Source organism: Nocardia sp. NPDC060255, assembly GCF_042727395.1.
In the GTDB taxonomy this organism is placed as follows: Bacteria; Actinomycetota; Actinomycetes; order Mycobacteriales; family Mycobacteriaceae; genus Nocardia.
In genome coordinates this window covers 14,492-35,415 of sequence record NZ_JBHXAU010000035.1, presented here as the reverse complement: position 1 = coordinate 35,415, position 20,924 = coordinate 14,492, and the positions used below count along the sequence as shown (strand labels likewise).

The 20,924-nt window shown below is 66.0% G+C and carries 19 protein-coding genes; 9 read left to right on the top strand and 10 right to left on the bottom strand.

Annotated elements, in window-relative coordinates; genetic code table 11:
• Positions 1-112: 112 nt before the first annotated feature.
• The 6 genes from ACFWF1_RS39810 (at position 113) to ACFWF1_RS39785 (ending at position 6,188) form a co-directional block, all read left to right on the top strand.
• Complete coding sequence (locus tag ACFWF1_RS39810; RefSeq protein ID WP_379290322.1) at positions 113-1,534, top strand: amino acid permease; 1,422 nt, start codon at positions 113-115, stop codon at positions 1,532-1,534.
• Positions 1,531-2,628 (top strand): alpha-hydroxy acid oxidase, encoded by a 1,098-nt coding sequence (locus ACFWF1_RS39805; protein WP_379290320.1) that lies wholly within the window; start codon positions 1,531-1,533, stop codon positions 2,626-2,628. The genes ACFWF1_RS39810 and ACFWF1_RS39805 overlap by 4 nt, the downstream gene beginning before the upstream one ends.
• Positions 2,625-2,972: a RidA family protein gene (locus tag ACFWF1_RS39800; protein ID WP_379290318.1), complete on the top strand. Its 348-nt coding sequence runs from the start codon at positions 2,625-2,627 to the stop codon at positions 2,970-2,972. The genes ACFWF1_RS39805 and ACFWF1_RS39800 overlap by 4 nt, the downstream gene beginning before the upstream one ends.
• Before the next feature lie 23 nt (positions 2,973-2,995).
• Positions 2,996-4,006, top strand: coding sequence for a hypothetical protein (locus ACFWF1_RS39795; protein WP_379290317.1), 1,011 nt, complete (start codon positions 2,996-2,998; stop codon positions 4,004-4,006).
• On the top strand, positions 4,003-5,334 hold the full coding sequence (locus tag ACFWF1_RS39790; RefSeq protein ID WP_379290315.1) for an FAD-binding oxidoreductase: 1,332 nt from the start codon (positions 4,003-4,005) through the stop codon (positions 5,332-5,334). Before ACFWF1_RS39795 ends, ACFWF1_RS39790 begins: the two co-directional genes overlap by 4 nt.
• Before the next feature lie 245 nt (positions 5,335-5,579).
• Positions 5,580-6,188: a type II toxin-antitoxin system HicB family antitoxin gene (locus ACFWF1_RS39785; RefSeq protein ID WP_379290313.1), complete on the top strand. Its 609-nt coding sequence runs from the start codon at positions 5,580-5,582 to the stop codon at positions 6,186-6,188.
• 56 nt (positions 6,189-6,244) lie between these two features.
• Here ACFWF1_RS39785 and ACFWF1_RS39780 read toward each other — a convergent pair whose 3' ends face one another.
• The 4 genes from ACFWF1_RS39780 to ACFWF1_RS39765 form a co-directional block, all read right to left on the bottom strand.
• Positions 6,245-7,636 carry a serine hydrolase domain-containing protein gene (locus ACFWF1_RS39780; protein ID WP_379290312.1) on the bottom strand — a complete coding sequence of 464 codons (1,392 nt, stop codon included), beginning with the start codon at positions 7,634-7,636 and terminating at the stop codon, positions 6,245-6,247.
• A gap of 28 nt (positions 7,637-7,664) precedes the next feature.
• On the bottom strand, positions 7,665-8,672 hold the full coding sequence (locus ACFWF1_RS39775) for a hypothetical protein (RefSeq protein ID WP_379290310.1): 1,008 nt from the start codon (positions 8,670-8,672) through the stop codon (positions 7,665-7,667).
• Between the two features lie 136 nt (positions 8,673-8,808).
• On the bottom strand, positions 8,809-10,410 hold the full coding sequence (locus ACFWF1_RS39770) for an FAD-dependent oxidoreductase (RefSeq protein WP_379290308.1): 1,602 nt from the start codon (positions 10,408-10,410) through the stop codon (positions 8,809-8,811).
• Between the two features lie 53 nt (positions 10,411-10,463).
• The gene (locus ACFWF1_RS39765) at positions 10,464-11,114 is read right to left on the bottom strand and encodes a TetR/AcrR family transcriptional regulator (RefSeq protein WP_379290306.1); all 651 of its coding nucleotides are present in this window, start codon (positions 11,112-11,114) and stop codon (positions 10,464-10,466) included.
• Positions 11,115-11,256: 142 nt separating this feature from the next.
• Between ACFWF1_RS39765 and ACFWF1_RS39760 the strand changes: the two genes are divergently transcribed.
• Positions 11,257-12,093, top strand: coding sequence for an NAD(P)-dependent oxidoreductase (locus ACFWF1_RS39760; protein ID WP_379290304.1), 837 nt, complete (start codon positions 11,257-11,259; stop codon positions 12,091-12,093).
• Here the strand turns inward: ACFWF1_RS39760 and ACFWF1_RS39755 are convergent, their stop codons facing one another.
• The 5 genes from ACFWF1_RS39755 to ACFWF1_RS39735 form a co-directional block, all read right to left on the bottom strand.
• Positions 12,094-12,621, bottom strand: coding sequence for a M15 family metallopeptidase (locus tag ACFWF1_RS39755; RefSeq protein WP_379290302.1), 528 nt, complete (start codon positions 12,619-12,621; stop codon positions 12,094-12,096). It lies immediately after the preceding gene.
• 52 nt (positions 12,622-12,673) lie between these two features.
• Positions 12,674-12,922, bottom strand: coding sequence for a hypothetical protein (locus ACFWF1_RS39750; RefSeq protein ID WP_379290300.1), 249 nt, complete (start codon positions 12,920-12,922; stop codon positions 12,674-12,676).
• Positions 12,923-12,993: 71 nt separating this feature from the next.
• Positions 12,994-13,254, bottom strand: a complete 261-nt coding sequence (locus tag ACFWF1_RS39745; RefSeq protein WP_379290298.1) for a hypothetical protein — start codon at positions 13,252-13,254, stop codon at positions 12,994-12,996.
• A gap of 488 nt (positions 13,255-13,742) precedes the next feature.
• Entirely contained in the window at positions 13,743-14,210 is a 468-nt protein-coding gene (locus ACFWF1_RS39740) for a hypothetical protein (RefSeq protein WP_379290296.1), read from the bottom strand.
• A gap of 347 nt (positions 14,211-14,557) precedes the next feature.
• Positions 14,558-15,430: a class I SAM-dependent methyltransferase gene (locus ACFWF1_RS39735; protein WP_379290294.1), complete on the bottom strand. Its 873-nt coding sequence runs from the start codon at positions 15,428-15,430 to the stop codon at positions 14,558-14,560.
• 292 nt (positions 15,431-15,722) lie between these two features.
• Here ACFWF1_RS39735 and ACFWF1_RS39730 point away from each other — a divergent pair, with 292 nt between their 5' ends.
• Positions 15,723-16,814, top strand: coding sequence for an alkane 1-monooxygenase (locus ACFWF1_RS39730; RefSeq protein ID WP_379290292.1), 1,092 nt, complete (start codon positions 15,723-15,725; stop codon positions 16,812-16,814).
• Between the two features lie 1,764 nt (positions 16,815-18,578).
• Positions 18,579-18,704, top strand: coding sequence for a hypothetical protein (locus ACFWF1_RS39725; protein ID WP_379290290.1), 126 nt, complete (start codon positions 18,579-18,581; stop codon positions 18,702-18,704).
• Positions 18,705-19,061: 357 nt separating this feature from the next.
• Here ACFWF1_RS39725 and ACFWF1_RS39720 read toward each other — a convergent pair whose 3' ends face one another.
• The gene (locus tag ACFWF1_RS39720) at positions 19,062-20,738 is read right to left on the bottom strand and encodes a fumarate hydratase (protein WP_379290288.1); all 1,677 of its coding nucleotides are present in this window, start codon (positions 20,736-20,738) and stop codon (positions 19,062-19,064) included.
• Between the last annotated feature and the right edge of the window lie 186 nt (positions 20,739-20,924).

Here is a 20,924-nt window from a genome sequence, read left to right as displayed (position 1 = left end):
ACAGACACGTTACCTGAGTTCATCAGAACACAAAGGGCCGCTGATCTACTGAATTGCAATCCGGCGAGATGTGCCGGGGTAATTCATATTTCGAACAGCGAACGGGACCGACATGGCCGCACCGACACAACTTCGCCCCTCAGCTCGCCGCCGTTTCGGCCCGTCTCGATTCGCCGCACGTGGCACGGATTCGGCGCCGGCACTCAAACGCACGCTCGGCCGTTTCGACCTCGTCGCGATGGGCGTCGGCGCCATTGTCGGCGCGGGCATCTTCGTCACCACCGGCGTCGCCGCCGCTACCAAGGCGGGTCCGGCGATCGTGCTGTCGTTCGTGCTGGCCGGGGCGATCTGTGTGCTCGTTGCGCTGTGCTACAGCGAACTCGCCTCGATGACACCGCAATCCGGCAGCGCCTACACCTACACCAGGGCGACCCTCGGCGAATCGCCCGCGTTCCTGGTCGGCTGGAATCTGCTGCTCGAATACGCGGTGGCCGCGGCGGCGGTGGCCATCGGCTGGTCCGGACTGTTCACCGCGATGCTGAATTCCCTTTTCGGCGTGACGCTTCCGCATGAAATAACCGCAGGCCCGGCCGACGGCGGCATCATCAACCTGCCTGCGCTGCTCATCACCGGCGCGATTATCGCCGTGCTGATATTCGACGTCGAACTGACTGCCGCGGTGGTGAAAACATTGGTGGCCGTGACGATTGTCGTGCTGATACTCGTGATCGCCATCGGCGCACCGCATCTCGACACCGCCAATTGGACGCCGTTCATGCCCTTCGGCGTGCATGGCATCGCGGCCGGTGCCGCGCTCGCCTTCTTCGCCTACCTCGGTTTCGATATCGTCGCCACCTCCGCCGAGGAAACCCGCGACCCGGCGCGCGATTTGCCATGGGGCATCATCGGTTCGGTTGTCGTCGCCACCGGTCTGTATGTGGCCGTCAGCGCGGTCCTCACCGGCGTCGCGCCCTACCAGAGCCTGAACAACGCGGCCCCCGTCGCCACCGCGCTCAGCGCGATCGGCGCGGGCTGGATCGGCAAGGTCATCCTGGCCGCATCGGTGATCGCGCTGACCAAGGGCCTGTTGATGCTGTGTTACGGGCAGACCCGGCTGATCTTCGCGATGAGCCGCGACGGACTGCTCCCGCGTGCCTTGTGCCGCACCAGCCGTCGCGGGGCACCAGTGCGGTTGAGCCTGCTCCTCGGGACGGCCATCGCGGTTGTGGCCGCGCTGCTGCCGATCGGGACCGTAGCCGAGCTGGTGAATATCGGTGCCCTGTTTGCCTTTATCGTCGTCGCGCTGGGGGTGATGATCTTGCGCCGCAGCGCGCCAGATCGCCCGCGCCCGTTCCGTACGCCGTTCCTGCCGGTGGTGCCGCTCGCGGCGATCGCGGGATGCGTCTGGCTGGCAACGACTTTCGAGGGCCTCACCTGGTTGCGCTTCGCGGTCTGGAGCGTGATCGGTGCGGCCGTGTACTTCGGCTACGGCCGCCGTCATTCCCTTGTCGCGACGCAGGAAGGCACCGCATGACCGCCCAGCTCGACAGCATGTATCCCACCACGGTCGATTTCGGCACGCTCGACGAGATCCATCGAGCCGCGCGGACCGCGCTGCCCGCCGACGTGTTCGACTTCGTGGAAGGCGGTGCGGGACAGGAGATCACGCTGCGCGCCAACCGGGACGCGTTCGAGCGGTGGCGAATTCTGCCGGACCCGATGAGCGGTGTCGCGAACCCGTCCACCCGCACCTCACTGCTCGGCATGACGCTCGAAACGCCCATCCTCACCGCGCCGTTCGGCGGTGACGCGATGTTCCACACCGACGGTCACCTCGCGGTGGCGCGGGCGGTGCAGCAGCACGGCACGGTGACGATCGTGCCGGAGGCGGGCAGCTACTCCTACGAGCAGATCCGCGCGGTCGCGCCCGACGCGGCCCGGATCGCCCAGCTGCATCCGTTCGCGCACGCACCCGCCGTCGCCGAGCGCATCCAGCGCGCAGGCTATTCCGCGCTGTGCGTGACCGTCGACTGCCCGATCGGCGGCTTCCGGACCCGCAACATGGCCAACCGCTTCGCGCCGGACATGCGGCAGTTCGGCGGCAACCTCACCGGACGCGACGGCGCACCCGGCGTCGCGGAGGTATTCGGGCAGCTGCTCAAACACGGTGCCGCGGCGTGGAACTGGGCCGACCTCCGCCAGGCCGCCAGGCACTTCCGGCTGCCGTGGATCGCCAAAGGCATTCTCACCCCCGACGCGGCCGAACGGGCGCTCGCCGCGGGTGCGGCCGCGATCGTGGTCTCCAATCACGGTGGCCGACAACTCGATCCGGCACCGGCCAGCCTGGACATGCTGCCGCGCATCAGGACCGCGGTCGGCCCCGAGCTGCCGATCCTGTTCGATAGCGGAATACGCACCGGCAGCGATGTTTTCCTCGCCCTCGCGTTGGGTGCGAGTGCCGTGGTGATCGGGCGGGCGGCGATCTACGGGCTGGCGGCCGCAGGTCAAGCCGGTGTCAGCCGGGTACTGGAGCTGCTCACCGAGGAACTCCGGACGCTGATGACGCTGTCCGGCGCCGCCACCATCGACCACCTCGACACCACCCGGCTGATCGGAGCGCCGTCATGACCAGCACACCTTTCCCGTCGGCGCGCCGCGGTTCCGGCCTGGTGTTCACCTCCGGGCTCGCCGCGATCGATCCGGACACACTGACCCCGACCTCGACCAGCTTCGCCGAGCAGGTCGACTCGGTGCTCGACCAGCTGGACAAGGCCCTCACCGAGGCGGGCAGCTCCCGCGGCCAAACGCTCAAGCTGGACTGCTATCTGGCCGACCGCCACTGGTTCCCGGCCTGGAACGCCGCGTTCGCGGAGTTCTTCGGTGCCACCGTGCCCGCCCGCACCACCACCGTCACCACCTTGCCCATCGACGGGCTGCTCATCGAAATCCAGGTAATCGCGCTCGCCGATTAACCCGCATCTCAGGAGGACACATCATGACCGCTGCCACGACTACCGTCGCACTGTTCAACCATCCATCGCCGGCCGGACTCACCATCCGCGACGTCATCGAGGGCCAGACCGCCGCACAGCTGGTGGTCGCCGCCGACGACTGGGGTTGGTGGGCAACACTATTGAGCGGCGACCCGATCGCGCCGACCAGCGGCATCCAGCAGACCGTCACCGACGGGCTGATCCGCGCCGGGTTCCTCACCCGCCGCGGCCACCGCTTCCAGCTGACACACACCGGCCACGACGTCGCCAAGAACCGCGGCTTCGTCCGGATGGTCACCCGCGGTTGGGAACCCACCTTCCGCCAGCTCACCGACAGCGCCGACCGCGCGTTCATCCCCGCGGCCACCGATGCCGGCGCGGTGGCGCGTGGCTGTACCGATATCGCGCGCCGCCGCCCCGAGATCCTGCAGGGCATCGGAAAGGCCATCGCCGCAACGGGTCCCGGCTGCACCGTCGACCTCGGCTGCGCGGACGCGGGCCGGGTACGCGCACTCGCGCAGGTCGCTATCGAGGAACAGTTCATCGGCGTCGACATCGAGGCCGAGGTGGTCGCCGCCGCGTCGGCCGAGGTGGTGCAGAGCGGCTTCGCCGATCGAATCACGTTGCTGCCCGGCTCGGTTCAACCCGAATCCACCGATCCCGAGTGGCTCGGCGCGATCGACCGGAGCAAGGTGACCACCGCGATGTCGTTCTTCCTGCTGCACCAGCTCGCCAGCGACGGCGGCGGCATCATCGCGGTGCTGCGCGAATGGATGCGCTGGTTCCCGAACCTGCACCGGCTCGTCATCGGCGACGGCTACCTGCTGGAGGCGCCGCACTGGTCCGGGCAGCCGTGGTTCTCCCCGACCTACGAGATCTACCACACCATCACCGGAGTGCGGCTGTGGACGAAAGAGGAGTACGAGGCGGCGTTCGCGGAGCTCGGCTGGACCATCGCGCGCACCTTCGACGACCACACCATGCTGGTGACCTCGATCCTGGAGCGCTCGTGACCACGGTCGCCGACCGGATCGACATTCGCGCGGCCGCGCTGGACGAGTACACCGTCGACGAGACCGGCCGTGCCGGACAGCGCCCGCGCGGCATCGTCCGGGCGGCCGACCTCGACGACGTACTCGGTACCGTCGAATGGGCAAGGCACACCGGCACTCCCATCATCTGCCGCGGCGCGGGCACCAGCCTGGAGGGTCACCTGCTGGCCCGCGGCGACGAGGTCGTGCTCGATCTCTCCGCGCTCAACACGATTCGAGCCATCTCCCCCACCGATTTCACCGCGACCGTGCTCCCCGGCGTCACCAGAACCCGGCTCAACGCGGCGGCGGCCGCTCACGGCCTGCAGTTCACCGTCGACCCCGGCGCCGATGCCAGCCTCGGCGGCATGGCCGCCACCAACGCCAGCGGCACCACCACCGTCCGATACGGCGGCATGCACGCGAATACCCTTGCGCTGCAGGCGGTCTTCGCCGACGGCACGGTGACCAGGCTCGGTCGCGCGGTCCGCAAGTCGAGCAGCGGCTACGACCTGAAGGACCTACTGATCGGGTCGGCGGGCACGCTCGGCATCATCACCGAGCTCACCGTCCGACTGCATCCGATCCCGGCATGGCAACGCGCCCTGCGCATCTCGTTCCCCAGCATCGCCGAGGCCGTGTCCGCAGCGGTACAGATGCTCGGGCACGCACTGCCGGTAACACGCGCCGAACTCGTCGACGCCACCAGCATGGCGGCGATCAACGCCTACCGCGGCACCCGACACCCGGTGGCCCCCGCCCTGTTTCTCGACCTGTCAGCCACCTCCGAGGCAGCCGCCGCCCTCGACGAGGCCGAGATCCGCGACCTCTGCACCGCGCATGGGGCACTCGAAATCGTTGCCGCACAAACCCACACCGCACAGCACAGCCTCTGGGAGGACCGACACAACCTCTTCTTCGCCCTGAAGGCCGGCCACCCAGGCCACCGCTTCCTGGTAACCGACACCGCCGTCCCCTACTCCCGAATCACCGACGCGGTAGCAACAGCCGAACTCCTCGGCGAACAACTCGCCCTCGACATCGCCGTAGCAGGCCACATCGGCGACGGCAACGTCCACGTAGTCGTCCCCTACACCGACCAAACCGCGGACCGAGCCCACGAATTCTCCGACCGGGTAGTCCGCCACGCCCTCTCGGTCGGCGGCACCGCCTCCGGCGAACACGGCATCGGCTTGGCCAAGAAGCAGTACCTCCGCGCCGAACACGGCGCCGCAGTCGAACTGATGACCGCGGTCAAACGCGCGCTCGATCCACTCGGCCTGCTGAATCCGGGCAAAATCCTCGACTGATCGTCAGCGGCTTCGGCGCCATCCCCGCAGCGCTGGTGCCGCTCGCCGCCGACACGATCAGTTAGCTACGACGACCTAGTCAAGGTTTGCAAGCATTACTTCGGCACTTGGCGCCAGAACGGCACCAGCCACATCATTTTCACGATGCCGTGGCCGGGAGATCCGCGTATCAACCTTCAGCAAGGCCGGGACGGCAAGGCCGAGTTGTCGAAAAGCTGCCAGCAGCAGGACAGGAGGAGGGATAGATGTCCAGCCTGCCAGAACTCCCAGACCATTCCCACTACACATATCGGGTGATCTGGTCCGCAGAGGACCAAGAGCACGTTGGTCTTTGTACAGAGTTTCCGTCCCTGTCCTGGCTCGAGCCCGAGCCTGCTGCGGCACTTACGGGAATCATGAATCTCGTACACGAGGTCATCACGGAGCTGGCCGAGAAGAACGAGCCTATACCGCAACCACTTTCGGAGCGGACCTACAGCGGCAAGTTCATGGTTCGGGTACCACCTGAGCTGCATGCCCAGTTGGTTCGTGAGGCCGCCGAGCAGGGCGTATCGCTCAACCTCTTGGCCAACCAACGCTTGGCCGTGCCGTCTCCGACCAGGCTCGAGCGACCACGCCCCGCCTTCGATACGGTATGGCCGAATGCCGCGCTGAATCGAGTGTTTTGGTCGCGTAGTGGCATCAACATCATCAATGACTTCGACCTCGAGTTGCAGTATTCCGTCTTGAAACAGCTTCATGCGAGGTTGGGTGAGAGCGGCAAGGCACCGCGTTCGGGCGAACCGATAGCCGCCAACGAGGACACCGATCATCAGGTCCCTTCGACCGTTGACGTACCGGTTCCCCAGAAGTAGCGACTGACCGCCGGTAAGACCCTCTTATCGGCGGTTGGTCGGTTAGCGGCTGAGTTCTACCGAGGTCCGTGTCCGAGGCCGAGGAGGGCGGTGACGATCTGGTTGGCGGAGTCGAGCATGGCGGTGAAGATGTCTTGGGGGATCAGTTTTCCGTTGCACCACAGGACGTTGCAGTTCGAGGGGGCGTATGGGCCTACGCCGAACAGGATTTGGGCGGTGTGTTCGGGGTCTGCCCAGAAGGCCAGGTCGTCGAGGTTGCTGAGGACGGGACCGAAGTTGTCGCCGTAGCGGTAGGGGTCGTCGAAGGGTTCGGCGGGGACGTCGGTGACCGCGGCGACGACGCGGCGCAGGAATTCCTTGTTGTCCGGGTTCGATTCGGCGGCGAGGGAGGTCTGGACGTTGGCGGGGTCGATGCCGCCGGGGACGCCAAGGCGGACGATCACCATGTCGCGGCTGGGGATCACGACGTTGAACTGACCGAGTGCGCCGACGAAGGCGTACAGGTCGCGGGGTGCGCCGGGGAACATCGGATGGTCGAAGACCTTGGCCGTAGGCACGGTCGCGGTCTTGTAGGAGTTACCGGCGTTGAGCCAGAACAAGAATCCGTAGCCGCCGTTGGCGTCGGTGGGCTGACGCGCCTGCCGGAGGTAGTCGGGATCGATGAGTTGGTTGTCGCCCCAACGTCCTTCGTGCAGCAGGAGCAGGCCGAAGCGCGCCAGGTCGTCGGCGCGCATGGCGAGACCTCCGTTGACGGCGGTGTTTCCGCTGCGGTCGCGCAGCCAGACCCACTGGTCGCGGGCGATGCCCAACGGCTGCATGACTTCTCGCTGGACGAAGTCCTGGAAGTCCATCCGAGTGGTGATTTCCACGATCTTCGGCAGCAGTGCCAGCACGGCCTGCGCGTATTGGAAGGTGGTCCCCGGTTCGAAGGCCTGCGGGGTCTCCAGCGTTTGCCACACCTCGTCGGTGGCGATGCCCGCGATATCGGCGGCCCAGGTAAAGCGCAGGCCGGTGGTCTGATTCAGCACTTGGCGCACGGTGAGCGCGGCATGTGCGGCATCGGCCTGCGGGAAGAACTTGCCGAGCGGATCGTCCAGGCCGAAGTAGCCGAGAGTGATCGCGCGGCCGACCGCGACCGAGGCGACGCCCTTCGACGAGCTGGCCAGCGGCATCGGCAGGTTGCCGGTGCCGGTGCGGTCACCGACCAAGCAGCCGTGCCGGTACACCTGAATCGCGTACGCACCCTTGGCTGTTCCGAAGTCGATCGCGTCGGCCAGTGCGGCGGAATCGATTCCGGCGGCGGCCGGATCGGCGCGCTGAACCGCCTGGCCCGCAGCAGGTTCGGCACACTCGACGCCGGGTCCTGCCACCGCACCGGGGCAAACCAGCGAGAAGGTGACCACAGCGGCGGTGCCGAGCCCACCTGCCCACGCGCGACGGAATTTCATACTCGACCCATTTCTGTTGCTCCCCTGGTCAATTCAGCGCGTTGGCAAGGGTGTTGCGGTCCACGCTGAAGTACGTCTTGTCGGCGGACAGCCGCCAGCCTGGGCCGACGAAGTAGTCCTTGGCGACCTCGTCACCGAACGCCTGATAGCGCAGCCAGGCCAGCGCGGTGCCCGCGGACAGGTAGTTGTCCAGCCCATCGACCGGCGAGAAGTGGCTCACCCCACGAGCATTGGCGATCCACGCCGGCGCCTGGAAGGTCAGGTTGTACTGCCACCAGCGCACCCAGGCGAAGTCGGGCACCACGAAATCGTTGTAGCCGGTGAGGAACAGCGTCGGCACCGAAACCAGTGCACCCACGGCGAGTGGACCCGGCTCGATCGCCAGCACGCCGAGCACCCGCATCGCCGGATCGATCAACGACGCGATGCCGGGGAACGCCGTGCCCGCCTGCAACGCAGCCTGCCCACCTCCGGAGTGACCGGCGAAGAGGGTGCGGCTCAGATCGATCTTGTTGTACAGCGGCGAATTCGGGTCACGATCGGCGGTGACCGCAGTGGCGACACCGAGCGCGGGGACGTACAACAGCGAGTTGAAGAACTCGTACGGAATCACCACGACGAAGCCGTTGCTGGCCCACTGCCGGGCGAGCGCGTCGTACATGCCGGGATTGGCGCTGAACCCGGAAGTGAACACCAGCAGTGGCGCGTTGGGCAGTTCGGCGATGTTGGCCGGATAGTAGGTGTTCACGCCGATCGGCGACTCGAGACCGTTGGGAAAAGCCTGGGTGCAGGTCATGTCGTCGTGGTTGCCGAGCATATGCACGGCAATGTGTTCGACCATGCCCCACACCGATTCCTGGCACGGATTGGTGCGCACCGGTGTCGCGACGGGATAGGGGCCGGGCTTGTTGAACACGCTCTGCGCGGTGGCTCCGGGTTCCTCCGCGACGGCAGGCGCCGCCGCAGCAGCCAACACCGCCACCGCCGCCACCAATAGCGCGACCCCCGAACGCATTCGAGCGCCATACCTCGTCATTGAGGGCTCCCTCATCCATCCGGCGCATCGCCGGACCCACTGGTTTCGGTAGTGAGACCGTTCAGTCTCGCAATTCCAGAAGGGTACGCCCGAGTGTGCTACGACACAATGGGCGTTAAAAGTGATGCAGGTTGCCTCAGTGCGCAGTCGCCAAGTCGCGCCCCGCGATCCAGCCCCACGTCAGCGCGGAGGCGACGGTCAGACCACCTGCGAAAGTGCCGGGACCGAAAACCGCGGCGGCGACGTTGCCCGCGGCGTAGAGGCCGGGGATGGGCGCACCGGACCAGTCGAGCACGCGGGCACGCTGATCGATGCGCGGGCCACCTTTGGTGCCGACCGCACCCGGGTACACCGGCACCGCGAAAAACGGTGGCGCGCTTACCGGTCCGAGATTGGGATGGGCGGCGGACGGGTCGCCGAAGGCGTGTTCGTAGCGGGTGCGTCCGCGATGGAAGTCGTCGTCGCGTCCGGCCTCAGCCATCGCGTTGAAGCGGGTGACGGTGTGTTCGAGTGCCACCGCGTCTATGCCGGTGCGCTCAGCGAGTTCGGCGAGACTGTCGGCCTGAATCAGCCAGTCCGGCGCGGGCGTGCCCGCGGGAACGCCCGCGACCGAGTATTTGGCACGGAATTGCGCGTCGCCGATGGCCCACGCAGGCAGGTTCCGCGGCTGGTGGGTGTTGGGATCGAGTTCAGCGAAAGCGCTCGCACAGTTATGGCTTGACTCGTTGACGAAGCGACGGCCCGCAGCGTTCACCCACAACACATGGGGCAGTGTGCGTTCCGGCAATGTGAGTTGCGGTTGCGGGGTTGTGTCGGGCCAGGTCCGTCCCGGTGCCTGACAGGCAGGCCAGGACCAATACTCGCCGGTGTAAGCCAGGGCCGCGCCGATCCGCCCGGCCATCCGCAGCCCGTCTCCGTGCTGAATCGGCGGCGTCACCGGGTGCGTGAGCGGCCCGGACAGCAGTTGCGACCGCAGGATCGGATCATGCTCGAAGCCACCGGAGGCGAGCACGACCCCGCGGTCCGCGCGAACGGTGCGACGCACGTTGCCGGTGCGTACGCCGGTGACGCGCCCGTCCTCGTCGCGCGTCAGTTCGGTCACCCGACAGTCGCGGATCAGGTGCACACCCGCTTTCCGACAACCGTGCAGCAGGCCGACGATCAACCCCGCGCCCATCGTCACCGCTCCGGCCGACATGCGCCGGCCGATCAGCTCCATCGGCGGCGGTCCCCCGGCGAACAGATTGTGTTCCATCACCTCCTGATTGGTGAGCACCGGCGCGAAAAACGGCGCGGGCCAGACCAATTCGGCCAGGTCACCGAGGTCACCGAGGTCCTGCGGAGCCACCTCGACGTGGCGGGCGGTCTTGCCGCCCGGTAGCTCGGCGAAGGTGTCCGGGTAGGACGGCACCGGCAGGAACTGGATCGGCGAATGCGCCTCGAGGAAACGCATCACCTCCGGCACCGTCCGCACGAACGTCTCCACCAGCGTGTCGTCGCGCCCGGGCGCCGCGGTCCGGCAGTAGGTCAGCGCTTCCTCGGCCGTGTCGGCGAAGCCCGCCTCCTGCATTCGATGGTTGGCCGGGGCCCACACCTGCCCGCCGGAGACCGCGGTCGAGCCGCCCCAGCGTGCCGACGCCTCGAGCACCACCACCTCGGCGCCGCCCTCGGCCGCGGCCAGTGCCGCCGCCAAACCGGCCGCACCCGAGCCGATCACGACTACGTCGGCTTCCATCATGACTGTCTCCTCGCCCTATTTGTTTATCAGTACACAAAATAGGCGAGAGGTTGTCAAGAGCGCGGGATCAGCCCGTCGAGCAGTGCGTTGAGGCCGAACTCGAAGTTGTCCCAGGCGTGCGGCCACTCGCCCGCGAACGAGGCGATGGCCGGGGAGTGCCCGGGATCGACCGAGGCGATCATCTCCGCCTGGAAGCGCGGGCGATCCAGCTCGGAGTCGGTGCGCGCCATCGCGATTCGGATGGTCAGCACGCCGACGGTGTACTGCCACACCGCCCGGTAAGCGGCACCCGCCTGCTCGGCGGTGAGTCCGCAGGCGAGGAACCCCTGGAGTATCTCCTCGATCAACCACAGAATCGAGCGTCCGGCCAGGTCGCCGCCCGCCAGCACACCGACGACCCAGGGATTCGCCACCAACCGGTCATGCAGGAACCGCCACAACACCACCAGCCGCTGCCGCGGATCCGCAGGCAATTCGGGACGCTCCAGCGCGGCCGCGACACGGTCGAGCAACAACAACAGCAGCTCATCCTTGTCGCGGACGTGCCGGTAGATGGCCATCGGCGAGCTCGACAGGCGCTCCGCGACGGCCCGCATGGTCAGCGCGTCGATCCCGCCGGACTCCACGATCTCCTGTGCGACCAGAAGGATCGCGTCCTGCGAGAGCCTGGCCGGGCGCCCGCGGCGCCGCACCGAATCGTTCATCTTCGCAGTCTGACAGCTCGACCGTCCGGCGTTGACGACCCGGCGGCCAGGACCGGCGAGCTCAGCCTCGAGATCACCTTTGATTTACCGGGGCTCGGTAGGGTGCCGGGATGGCGAAAATAGGCTTTCTCGGGCGGGGCGCATGGGATCGGGGATGGCGGCGCGAATGCTGGCCGCTGGGCACCAGGTGACCGTGTTCAATCGGTCGGCAGCCAAAGCGGCGGAACTGATTTCAGCCGGAGCAATGCCGGCTGCGACGCCGCGTGCGGCGGCCGAGCAGGCCGACGCGATCATCTCGATGGTGGCCGATGACGAGGCCTCACGCACGGTCTGGCTCGGCGCGGACGGCGCATTGGCCGCCGACCTCGCACCCGGCGCGTTCGCTGTCGAATGCTCGACGATCTCCCGGCCGTGGGTGCTGGAGCTGGCGAAACAGGCTGGCGCGCAAGGGCTTCGATACCTCGACTCCCCCGTGACCGGGCTGCCGGAGGTGGCCGCGGCGGGTGCGTTGACGCTGTTCGTCGGGGCCGACCCTGCCGATCTCGAAGCGGCTCGCCCCCTGCTGGAACCATTGTGCACCAACATTATTCGCTTCGGCGAGGTCGGCGCGGGTACCGCATACAAGCTGTTGCAGAACCTGCACGGCTCCATCCAGATCGCCGCGACGGCGGAGGTGCTGCGGGTCGCGGAACTTGCCGGGCTGGAGCTGGCAACAGTCGTGGACACCCTCTCGCGGATCAGCCCGACGGTGGCGCGCGTCGGCCGGATCATGCTCGACGGAGTGCACGATCGCGATATCGCTTTCACGGCCGAGTTACGCCTCAAGGACACTCGCATCGGCGTCGAACTATCCGACAGCGTGGCCGGTCCGGCCGCGCTCGGCCATGCCGCTTACGACATTTTCAGCCGGCTCGTCGAAGCCGGTTATGGCGATCTCAACGAAACCAAGGTCTTCGATCTACTGCGCGAAAGAGGCTGATTACCGGCTGCTGGCGTCCGGCCGTATAGGCGGGCAGACTCCGCCGGGGCGGGTGGCCAATTCGAAATGCCACCACTCGTTGTCGTACATCCGGCACAGTCCCCAGCGAGTTCCGTTGGCCTCCAGCCACTGCGCGCCCGCCTGCGGCCCGACATCGACCGCACGGCCCGACACGTGCGTCGACTCCTCGGGCGGCAGCACCCATCGGCGCGCCACCTCCGGGCTGCCGTAGGTCGCCACGCCGTTGTCCCACAACTGCTGCTGTTCGGCGGGCGTGCGATACCCCGAGGTGATCGACAACGGCACACCTTGCGCGTGCGCCTCGCTCTCCGCCAGCGAATACGCCACCGCGAGCCCCGGCTCCAACCCCTCGGTTCCCGCCGCCGACCCCAGCGCCTCCCGCTGATCGATCGGCGCCGCCTGCCCCGCCGCCTGCGGTGCCAGCAAACCCGTCACCACCAGCGCGGGCAGCACCGCCACCGGTAGACCGAGCGCTAGTCGATTCCGCACATCACTCCGCAACACCATGTCGGCGATGGTAACGGTCGACGCCGGCGACGACCGAAGTCGCCGCCGACACTCAGATGTCTAGTTCGATCCGGAGCTTCGAGGACAGGCTCTCCATCGTCTGGGCACTGAGCTCGCCGAGTGGCCCGGACAGCCACGGCCGATAGGTGCTGGTGAGCAGGTCCACCCGGACCCACCCTTGCACCGGGTCTGCGCTGCCGAGCAGGACGGCGACCATGGACTGCGGGTCCAAGCGTTCGACGGGTGCGGTCAGCACCCGAACACGCTCGTCGGGCAGCCGATAGTCCGCCGAAACGATCACGCGGTATGGCGTGCGGGGATCGTTCTCGCGGGAAGGCCGGTCGCGCTCGAACTCGTAAACCTCGCCCCGCCTCATGCGCGCGGGCCGCGACGCGTTTCAGCGTCGGCATCCGCCGCGTGTAGCTTGGCGAGTTCCGCCTCGGCCACGTCGACCTCGTGCATACCGAGGCTGCGGTCACGCGCCGCCGAGCGGATGGCGTCCTGATACAGCATCCAACTGTGCGCGCAGCGCGCGAAATACGGCGACAGCTGCATCCCGGCAGCGGCGGCGCCCTGCTGCAGGTCCGCGAGCACCGCCTCATCGACCGTGAGGGTGATCTTCCGTGTCGCCATATGCCTCACCATACCACCGGCCATACCGTGGATCGGCGGCATCGATTGCCACGGTTCAGCCACGTTCGAGGTCGGCGTGCGGCGCGCTGGACGGTTCGACGAGGGGTCATAGTCAATGGACATGGCACATGCTTACCCGAAATCCGTTGTCTGGCAAATGCTTCATCCACAAGGAACGGGGGTTATCCACAATCTATCCCAGTGCTGTGGATCACAATGTGCGGGCGAGTGCTACCAGTCCGATTCGCGAAAATTGCGGTGGTTTACCAAGTTTCACGACCGTACCGTTTTCTGCCAGGCCCCCCGCTACGGCCGCGCATCCCCGATCAGGCCGCGGACGGCACCCCGACGGACTCGAGGGGTGTTCGTCCGCAGGCCGAGCGGGGTTTGTGCACAGGCGACCAAAGTGTGTGCACATTCGCTCCCCAGTGATGTGAACAGCCACTACAACGGACAATTCGACTCCGACACCGGACAATTCGGCCGAATCACTCGCGCAGCGGAGTGACCAGCGTGAGGTGGTCCCGTTCGACGGCGGGTGTCCGCACCGGCGCCGGTCGGCGAATCGCTTCGGCCGCTTCGCGATTGCGCCCGATCCGCTCGATGATCTCGCTGCCGTGGTCGCGGGCGTAGTCGATGGCGATCTTGATCTTGCTGCTGTGCAGGCTCGACTTCACGCTCAATATTTCGATGCGCCGCTCGACCGGACCGTCCAATTCCTGTAGGCGGGCAACGACTTCCCAGACATCGGGACCCGCGACCAGCGCGGCGCGCCGATCGTGCATCGGTCCGCGGAAGACAATGCCGGGATGATCGAGCTGGTCGACCCCCTCCCGGATGAGGCGGTCGAGCAATGCGGTAGAAGTAGTACCCTCGCGTGCGGCACGTGCGGCCAACCGGCGGCTGGCGGATTGCGAGAGACGCAGTGTTGTCGTGATGACTCTGGACGTACTCATTGCCCTCCTCGACCTTCAATGGCATCTGCGATGAACGGCATCAATGATCTTCATCGCTAAGGGTGCCTCGCGAAAGGGCGACGTCACTCCGGCGATCGGGGTGACATTTGTGTGTCCGCACAAAAGCCTCCACGAAAATGGAACGCCCAGTTCAGACCGTACACTCGCCGCCGCACGGCCGTAATTTCCCAGCGGCTCAGCGAAACCGGCCGCGCTATTTTGCCGACGATATCGACAAAGCCCGGAAATTATCTGGCGCAGAAACTCGCCTTATCCGGGACCGGACGGCCGATCGGAGTGCGATTCGAGCGCGCATCGGCCCAGCAATCGCTTTGTTAGCGAAAACATCAGGTCACCGGCCCTGTTTCGTGCCGGAAACGGATCACCGCCGACCACGGGTTGCGCAGCGGCTTGCGCGGATCGGGCTGGGGCAGGTACGTGAACGGACGCAAAAACCACGGCGCGCGCCGGAGCTTGCGCGCGTGCACCAGGAGGTTCTCGCTCTCCATCGGCTGCCAGCCGAGTTCCTCGAAAAAGGCGAGACCGTTGGGCGGATCGAATTTCCGCGGCGCGTTCTCGAACATCGAACCGGCCCGCACCCGGTCCATTCGGAAACTGATATCGGCCATCCACCAAGCGATTTCGGGCCGGATCAAGGTGCGAGCCAGATCGGTCACGGTCGCCTGATCGAGGTAGAACAGTAAGCCTTCGGTAAGTACCAGCGCCTTGGTCGCGGGCGTGCTGACCGGACCGATCGCGCCGAGCGCCTCATCGAGGAATTTGTCGCGCGCCGAGGGATCCGCGAGATCGACTGCGCGGCGGATCAATACGCCATGCGGAGTCTCCCCCGCCAGCGCGTTGTCCTTCTCCGCGAGGATCTCGGGCAGATCCGCCTCGACCCAGACGAGGTCGGCAGGCAACGCCAGACGGTATGGGCGGGTGTCCAACCCGGCCGCCAGATTCAGCACTCGATCGCAGCCCTCGGCAATGGACTTCGCGATGAGATCATCGATGAGTTTGGTGCGGGTGACCACCGGCCAGCCGGTGCGCATGACCCGCGGCGCCATCTCGGCGATCGTGTGTCCCTGCGCGCCGGCCAGCCGGTCGGCGAGCGGATCGTGGAACAGCGCGTCGGGGCGCGCGGACTCGCGCGCACGGTAGGCGGCCACCCATCGAGCGGTGTCCGACACATTCGCGATCGGTATTTGCCCTCCAGCCATGCGGCCCAGTCTGGCACGGCCTGACCACCGGCGATGCGACTGATCCGACACACCGGCGGGAGCGGGCTGTCACGATTCGGAACACTTTCGCTCCACATCCGTAACAAGAGCCGAGGTCTCGGCGACTCTGCTATCGAACCCAACAAACGCACCGTGGATAATTCAGCGGTCACAACAGATTACGGTTGCCCGTGGCCGGAATCACACGGAAAGAAGCAGGAAGATCAACCGTCGCCAGCCCCGAGGTCAGGACCGTAAACGCCCGCTGTGGATGCTCGGTCTGATCGCACCGATGTGTGCGCTGCTCCCCTCGCAGCTCGTGTTGCACACCGGCGCGCCTGTCTTCTGGTGGATCGGGCCGATCATCGTGTTGCTGGTGATCCCGGTGCTGGACTGGGTGGTCGGCGAGGACGGCGCGAACCCGCGCGACGAGGACTACGAGCTGCTCTCCGGCGACCGCTACTACCGCTGGTGCACCTATCTGTTCCTACCGATCCAGCTGTTCGGGCTCGGCATCGCGAGCTATCTGTGGGCCGGCGACGAGCTCACCGGCGTCGACAAGCTCGGCCTCGCCGCAACTCTCGGCTTCGTCAGCGGCATCGGCATCAATGCCGCGCACGAGCTCGGGCACCGGGTAGAGCATTTGGAACGCTGGCTGGCCAAGATCGCGCTCGCCCAATCGGCGTACGGGCACTTCTTCGTCGAACACAATCGCGGCCACCACGTGCGGGTAGCCACGCCGGAGGATCCGGCCAGCGCCCGGCTCGGCGAATCGCTCTGGGAGTTCTTGCCGCGCAGCGTGACCGGCGGTTTCCGCTCGGCGATCCGGCTGGAGCGCGAACGCCTCGCCCGCAAAGATCGGGGTTGGTGGGACGTGGACAATCACATCCTGCAAGCCTGGACGATGAGCCTCGTCCTCTTCGGCACCTTGGTCGCCCTGTTCGGTTGGCACATCCTGCCCTGGCTCGCCCTACAGGCGGTGATCGGGATCGCACTACTGGAAACGGTGAACTACGTCGAGCACTACGGCCTACTACGCGCCCGCCGCAGCAACGGCCGCTACGCCCGCTGCTCTCCCCGGGACAGCTGGAACAGCGACCGCCTGGTGACCAACATCTTCCTGTTCCACCTACAGCGCCACAGCGACCACCACGCCAATCCTGGACGCCGGTACCAGACTTTGCGCAGTTCGGCAGTGGCACCGCAACTGCCCGCCGGCTACGCCACCATGGTCGTGCTCGCCGCCATCCCGCCACTGTGGCGCGCGGTGATGGACCATCGCGTCCTCGCCCACTACAGCGGCGACATCACCCTCGCCAACGTCCAACCACGCAAGCAAGGCCGGCTGCGCGCCACTCTGGCATACCGTCGCGCAACTGGCTGATCCACGGTGTACGTCGGGGTCCGGCACCGCTCTAGCTGTTAACCAAGCGCCAGATAGGTTCTTCTTCGCACACCTGCTTAATCGTTCACATATCCCTCAGGTGCCGAGAGATGTGTAAAGGGTTGAGCACCTACGCGAAGGAGGGGTGGTGTCCGATTTCGCTGGGCGTCGGCTGTTGATGAGCACGTCCGTTGGGATTCGTGATCATCGATGGCGGATGCAGCGAGTGTTGGACTGGTGTCAGGTGACTTTCGTTGTTGGTTGCGTACCGGGTGGTCGGGTGCGGTGCTGCCGATCTAATAACGGTTCAGGAATGTCTGCTGGTCCGGGAATGATTGGGTAATGCTGGGCGCGTCGTGTGCCGTCCCCGACCTTCCCCTTACGGTCAGGCGCGCGACGTGATCTTCCAGCCTGGCTGGTTGGCTGTGGTGCCGTTCTCGAGACCTTCGAAACCCAAGTTTTGGTGCGCAACGGCCACTCCCAGCGTCGTCGAGTAGCTCCCGGTGAGCAACCAAGAATCGAGCCGAGTCAAAATGTCGCTACTTGATCTTCAACAACGACCATTCGACTCGACTCGATCTCCGCGAACCACCATTTGACTCGACTCGACGCAGCGACGACGACTTGAGGGCCTACCCCGAGTTCGGTGGGAACCCAAGTTCGGTGTGCAATAGCCCGGTCCAGCATCGCCCGGCAGCTGCCGCCACCCGGCAACGAATCGAGTCGAGTCGAAAGGTCGCCAGTTGATCTTCAACAACGACCATTCGACTCGACTCGATCTCCGCGAACGGGTCTCCCCGGCCATGTGACTCGACCCAACGCAGCCACGCCGACCTGACGTACGAACCATCCACTTGACGCAAGCTGCAGCACGCATCAAGACCATGCAACCTACGTCAAGTGGCAATCCGCAGACTCGCTCGACACCACCAACGACACCGCACCCGACACACTCCCCTCCCGAGACCTCTCAAGACCTTCGGAACCCAAGTTCGGTGCGCAACAGCCACTCCCAGCGTTGTCGAGTAGCTCCGGTGAGCAACCAAGAATCGAGCCGAGTCAAAATGTCGCTACCTGATCTTGAACAACGACCATTTGACTCGACTCGACGCAGCCACGACGACTTGACGTACGAAACATCCACTTGACGCAGGCAGCAGCATGCATCAAGACGATGCAACCTACGTCAAGTGGCAATCCGCAGGCTCGCTCGGCACCACCAACGACACACTCACCTGCCCGAGACCTCTCGGGAACAGCACCACAGCCCGCCAGCCAGGGTCGCCAGCCGTGGCGGCGTATCGAGACCTTCGGAACCCAAGTTCGGTGTGCGATAGCCCGTCTCAGCGTCGTCGGCAGCCGCCATCACCCGGCAACGAATCGAGCCGAGTCGAAAGGTCGCTACTTGATCATCAGCAACGACCATTTGACTCGGCTCGATCTCCGCGAACGACCATGTGACTCGACTCAACTCAGCCACGGCGACTTGAGGGACTGCCCCGAGTTCGGTGAGAACCCAAGTTCGGTGTGCAATAGCCCGTTCCAGCATCGCCAGGCAGCCGCCGCCACCCGACAACGAACCGAGCCGAGTCAAAAGGTCGCTACTTGATCATCAACAATGACCATTCGACTCGACTCGATCTCCGCGAGCGGGACTGCCCCCGGCCATGTGACTCGACTCGACGCGGCCACGACGACTTGACGTACGGGACATCCTCTTGACGCAAGCTGCAGCATGCATCAAGACGATGCACCGTGCGTCAAGTGGCAATCCGCAGGCTCGCGCGGCACCACCGGCTACACCGCACCCGACACACCTACCTGCCCGAGAATCTCGAGAACAGCACCACAGCCACCCAGCCAGGCTGGAAGATCACGTCGCGCGCCTGACCGTAAGGGTAAGGCCGGGGACGGCACACGACGCGCCCAGCATTGCCCAATCATTCCCGGACCAGCAGACATTCCTGAACGGTTATTGCTTCGGCAGCACCGCACCCCACACCCCGGCACGCAACCAACAACGAAAGTCACCCGACACGGTCCAACATCCGCTGCGTCCACCGTCGACGATCACGAAACCCGCCCACCGGCGCGCTCATCAACAGCCACCACTTAACCCATCGAAACCGTTGACAGCCTGGGCTATTCGAGCGCTGGCAAGCCGCGAATGCGGGACCGGAACGCGCGGCCGCCCGGCTCCCCTACTGCCAGGATCCCGGCCGGAGCGCATCACCGGCGAATATCGGCTCAGACCCGTTCGGCTGAGCGGGTGCGGACGCGTAGGGCGATGGGCTTCTGGGTTTCGGCGAAGAAGTCGTTGCCTTTGTCGTCTACGACGATGAAGGCCGGGAAGTCTTGGACTTCGATCTTCCAGACCGCTTCCATGCCCAGCTCGGGGTATTCGAGGACCTCGACGGACTTGATGCAGTCCAGGGCGAGGCGGGCGGCGGGGCCGCCGATGGAGCCGAGGTAGAAGCCGCCGTGTTCGTGGCACGCCTTGGTCACCTGTGCGGAGCGGTTGCCCTTGGCGAGCATGACGAAAGAGCCACCCGCGGCCTGGAATTGGTCGACGTAGGAGTCCATCCGGCCTGCGGTGGTCGGGCCGAACGAGCCGGACGCGTAGCCCTCGGGGGTCTTGGCGGGTCCGGCGTAGTAGACGGCCATGTCGCGCAGGTACTGCGGCATCGGTTCGCCCGCGTCGAGGCGCTCCTTGATCTTGGCGTGCGCGATGTCGCGGGCCACCACCAGCGGACCGGTCAGCGAAAGCCGGGTCTTCACCGGGTATTTCGACAACTCGGCACGGATCTCCGACATCGGCCGGTTCAGGTCGATCTGCACCACGTCGCCGCCGAGGATCGACTCGGTCTGCTCCGGCAGGTAGTGCGCGGGCTCGCGCTCGAGCTGCTCCAGGAACACGCCCTCGGCCGTGATCTTGGCCAGCGCCTGCCGGTCGGCCGAGCAGGACACCGCGATGGCCACCGGGCAGCTGGCACCGTGCCTCGGCAGCCGGACAACACGCACATCGTGGCAGAAGTACTTGCCGCCGAATTGCGCACCGATGCCGAAGGATTGGGTGAGCTTGAAGACCTCTTCCTCCAGCTCCAGATCCCGGAACCCGTGCGCGGCAAGCGATCCTTCGGTCGGCAGGTGGTCGAGGTAGTGCGCCGAGGCGTATTTGGCCGTCTTCAACGCGAATTCGGCGCTGGTGCCGCCGATCACGACCGCGAGATGGTACGGCGGGCAGGCCGCGGTGCCGAGCGAACGGATCTTCTCGTCCAGGAACTCCAGCATCCGCGTCGGATTGAGCACGGCCTTGGTCTCCTGGTACAGGAACGACTTGTTCGCCGACCCGCCGCCCTTGGCCATGAACAGGAACTTGTACGCCGGCTGCGCGGGATCGCCTGGCGTGGAATACAACTCGATCTGCGCGGGCAGATTGGATCCGGTGTTCTTCTCGTCCCACATGGTGATCGGGGCCAGCTGGGAGTAACGCAGGTTCAGCTTGGTGTAGGCGTCGAACACGCCGCGGCTGATCCATTCGGCGTCGTCCACGCCGGTCAGCACGCCCTCGGACTTCTTGCCCATGACGATCGCGGTGCCGGTGTCCTGGCACATCGGCAGGATGCCGCCCGCGGAGATGTTCACGTTCTTGAGCAGGTCCAGCGCGACGAAGCGGTCGTTGCCGCTGGACTCCGGGTCGTCGATGATCTTGCGCAGCTGCGCGAGGTGCGTCGGCCGCAGGTAGTGGCTGATGTCGTGCATCGCCTCTGCGGTCAGCAGGCGCAGCGCCTCGGGCTCCACCTGCAGGAAGGTCCGGCCGTTGGCCTCGAAGGTGTGCACGCCCTCGGTGGTGAGCAACCGGTACGAGGTGTCGTCGGCGCCGATCGGCAGCAGGTCTGAATAGTGGAAGTCCGGCGCGGTCACGGGACGCACTCCTTCGGGCAGGTCGGGGCCAAAAAACTGGGCGCGGGTTTCAGAGCGCGCTCAGCGGGGCTGGTCACAGGCACAGCGAGCGTATCCACCCGGCTACGTCACACGATGGTTAGGCAAGGCTTATCCCGGGCAGTTGACACAAAAGGTTGCACGTTCAACCCCGAGGGTGCTACCTGT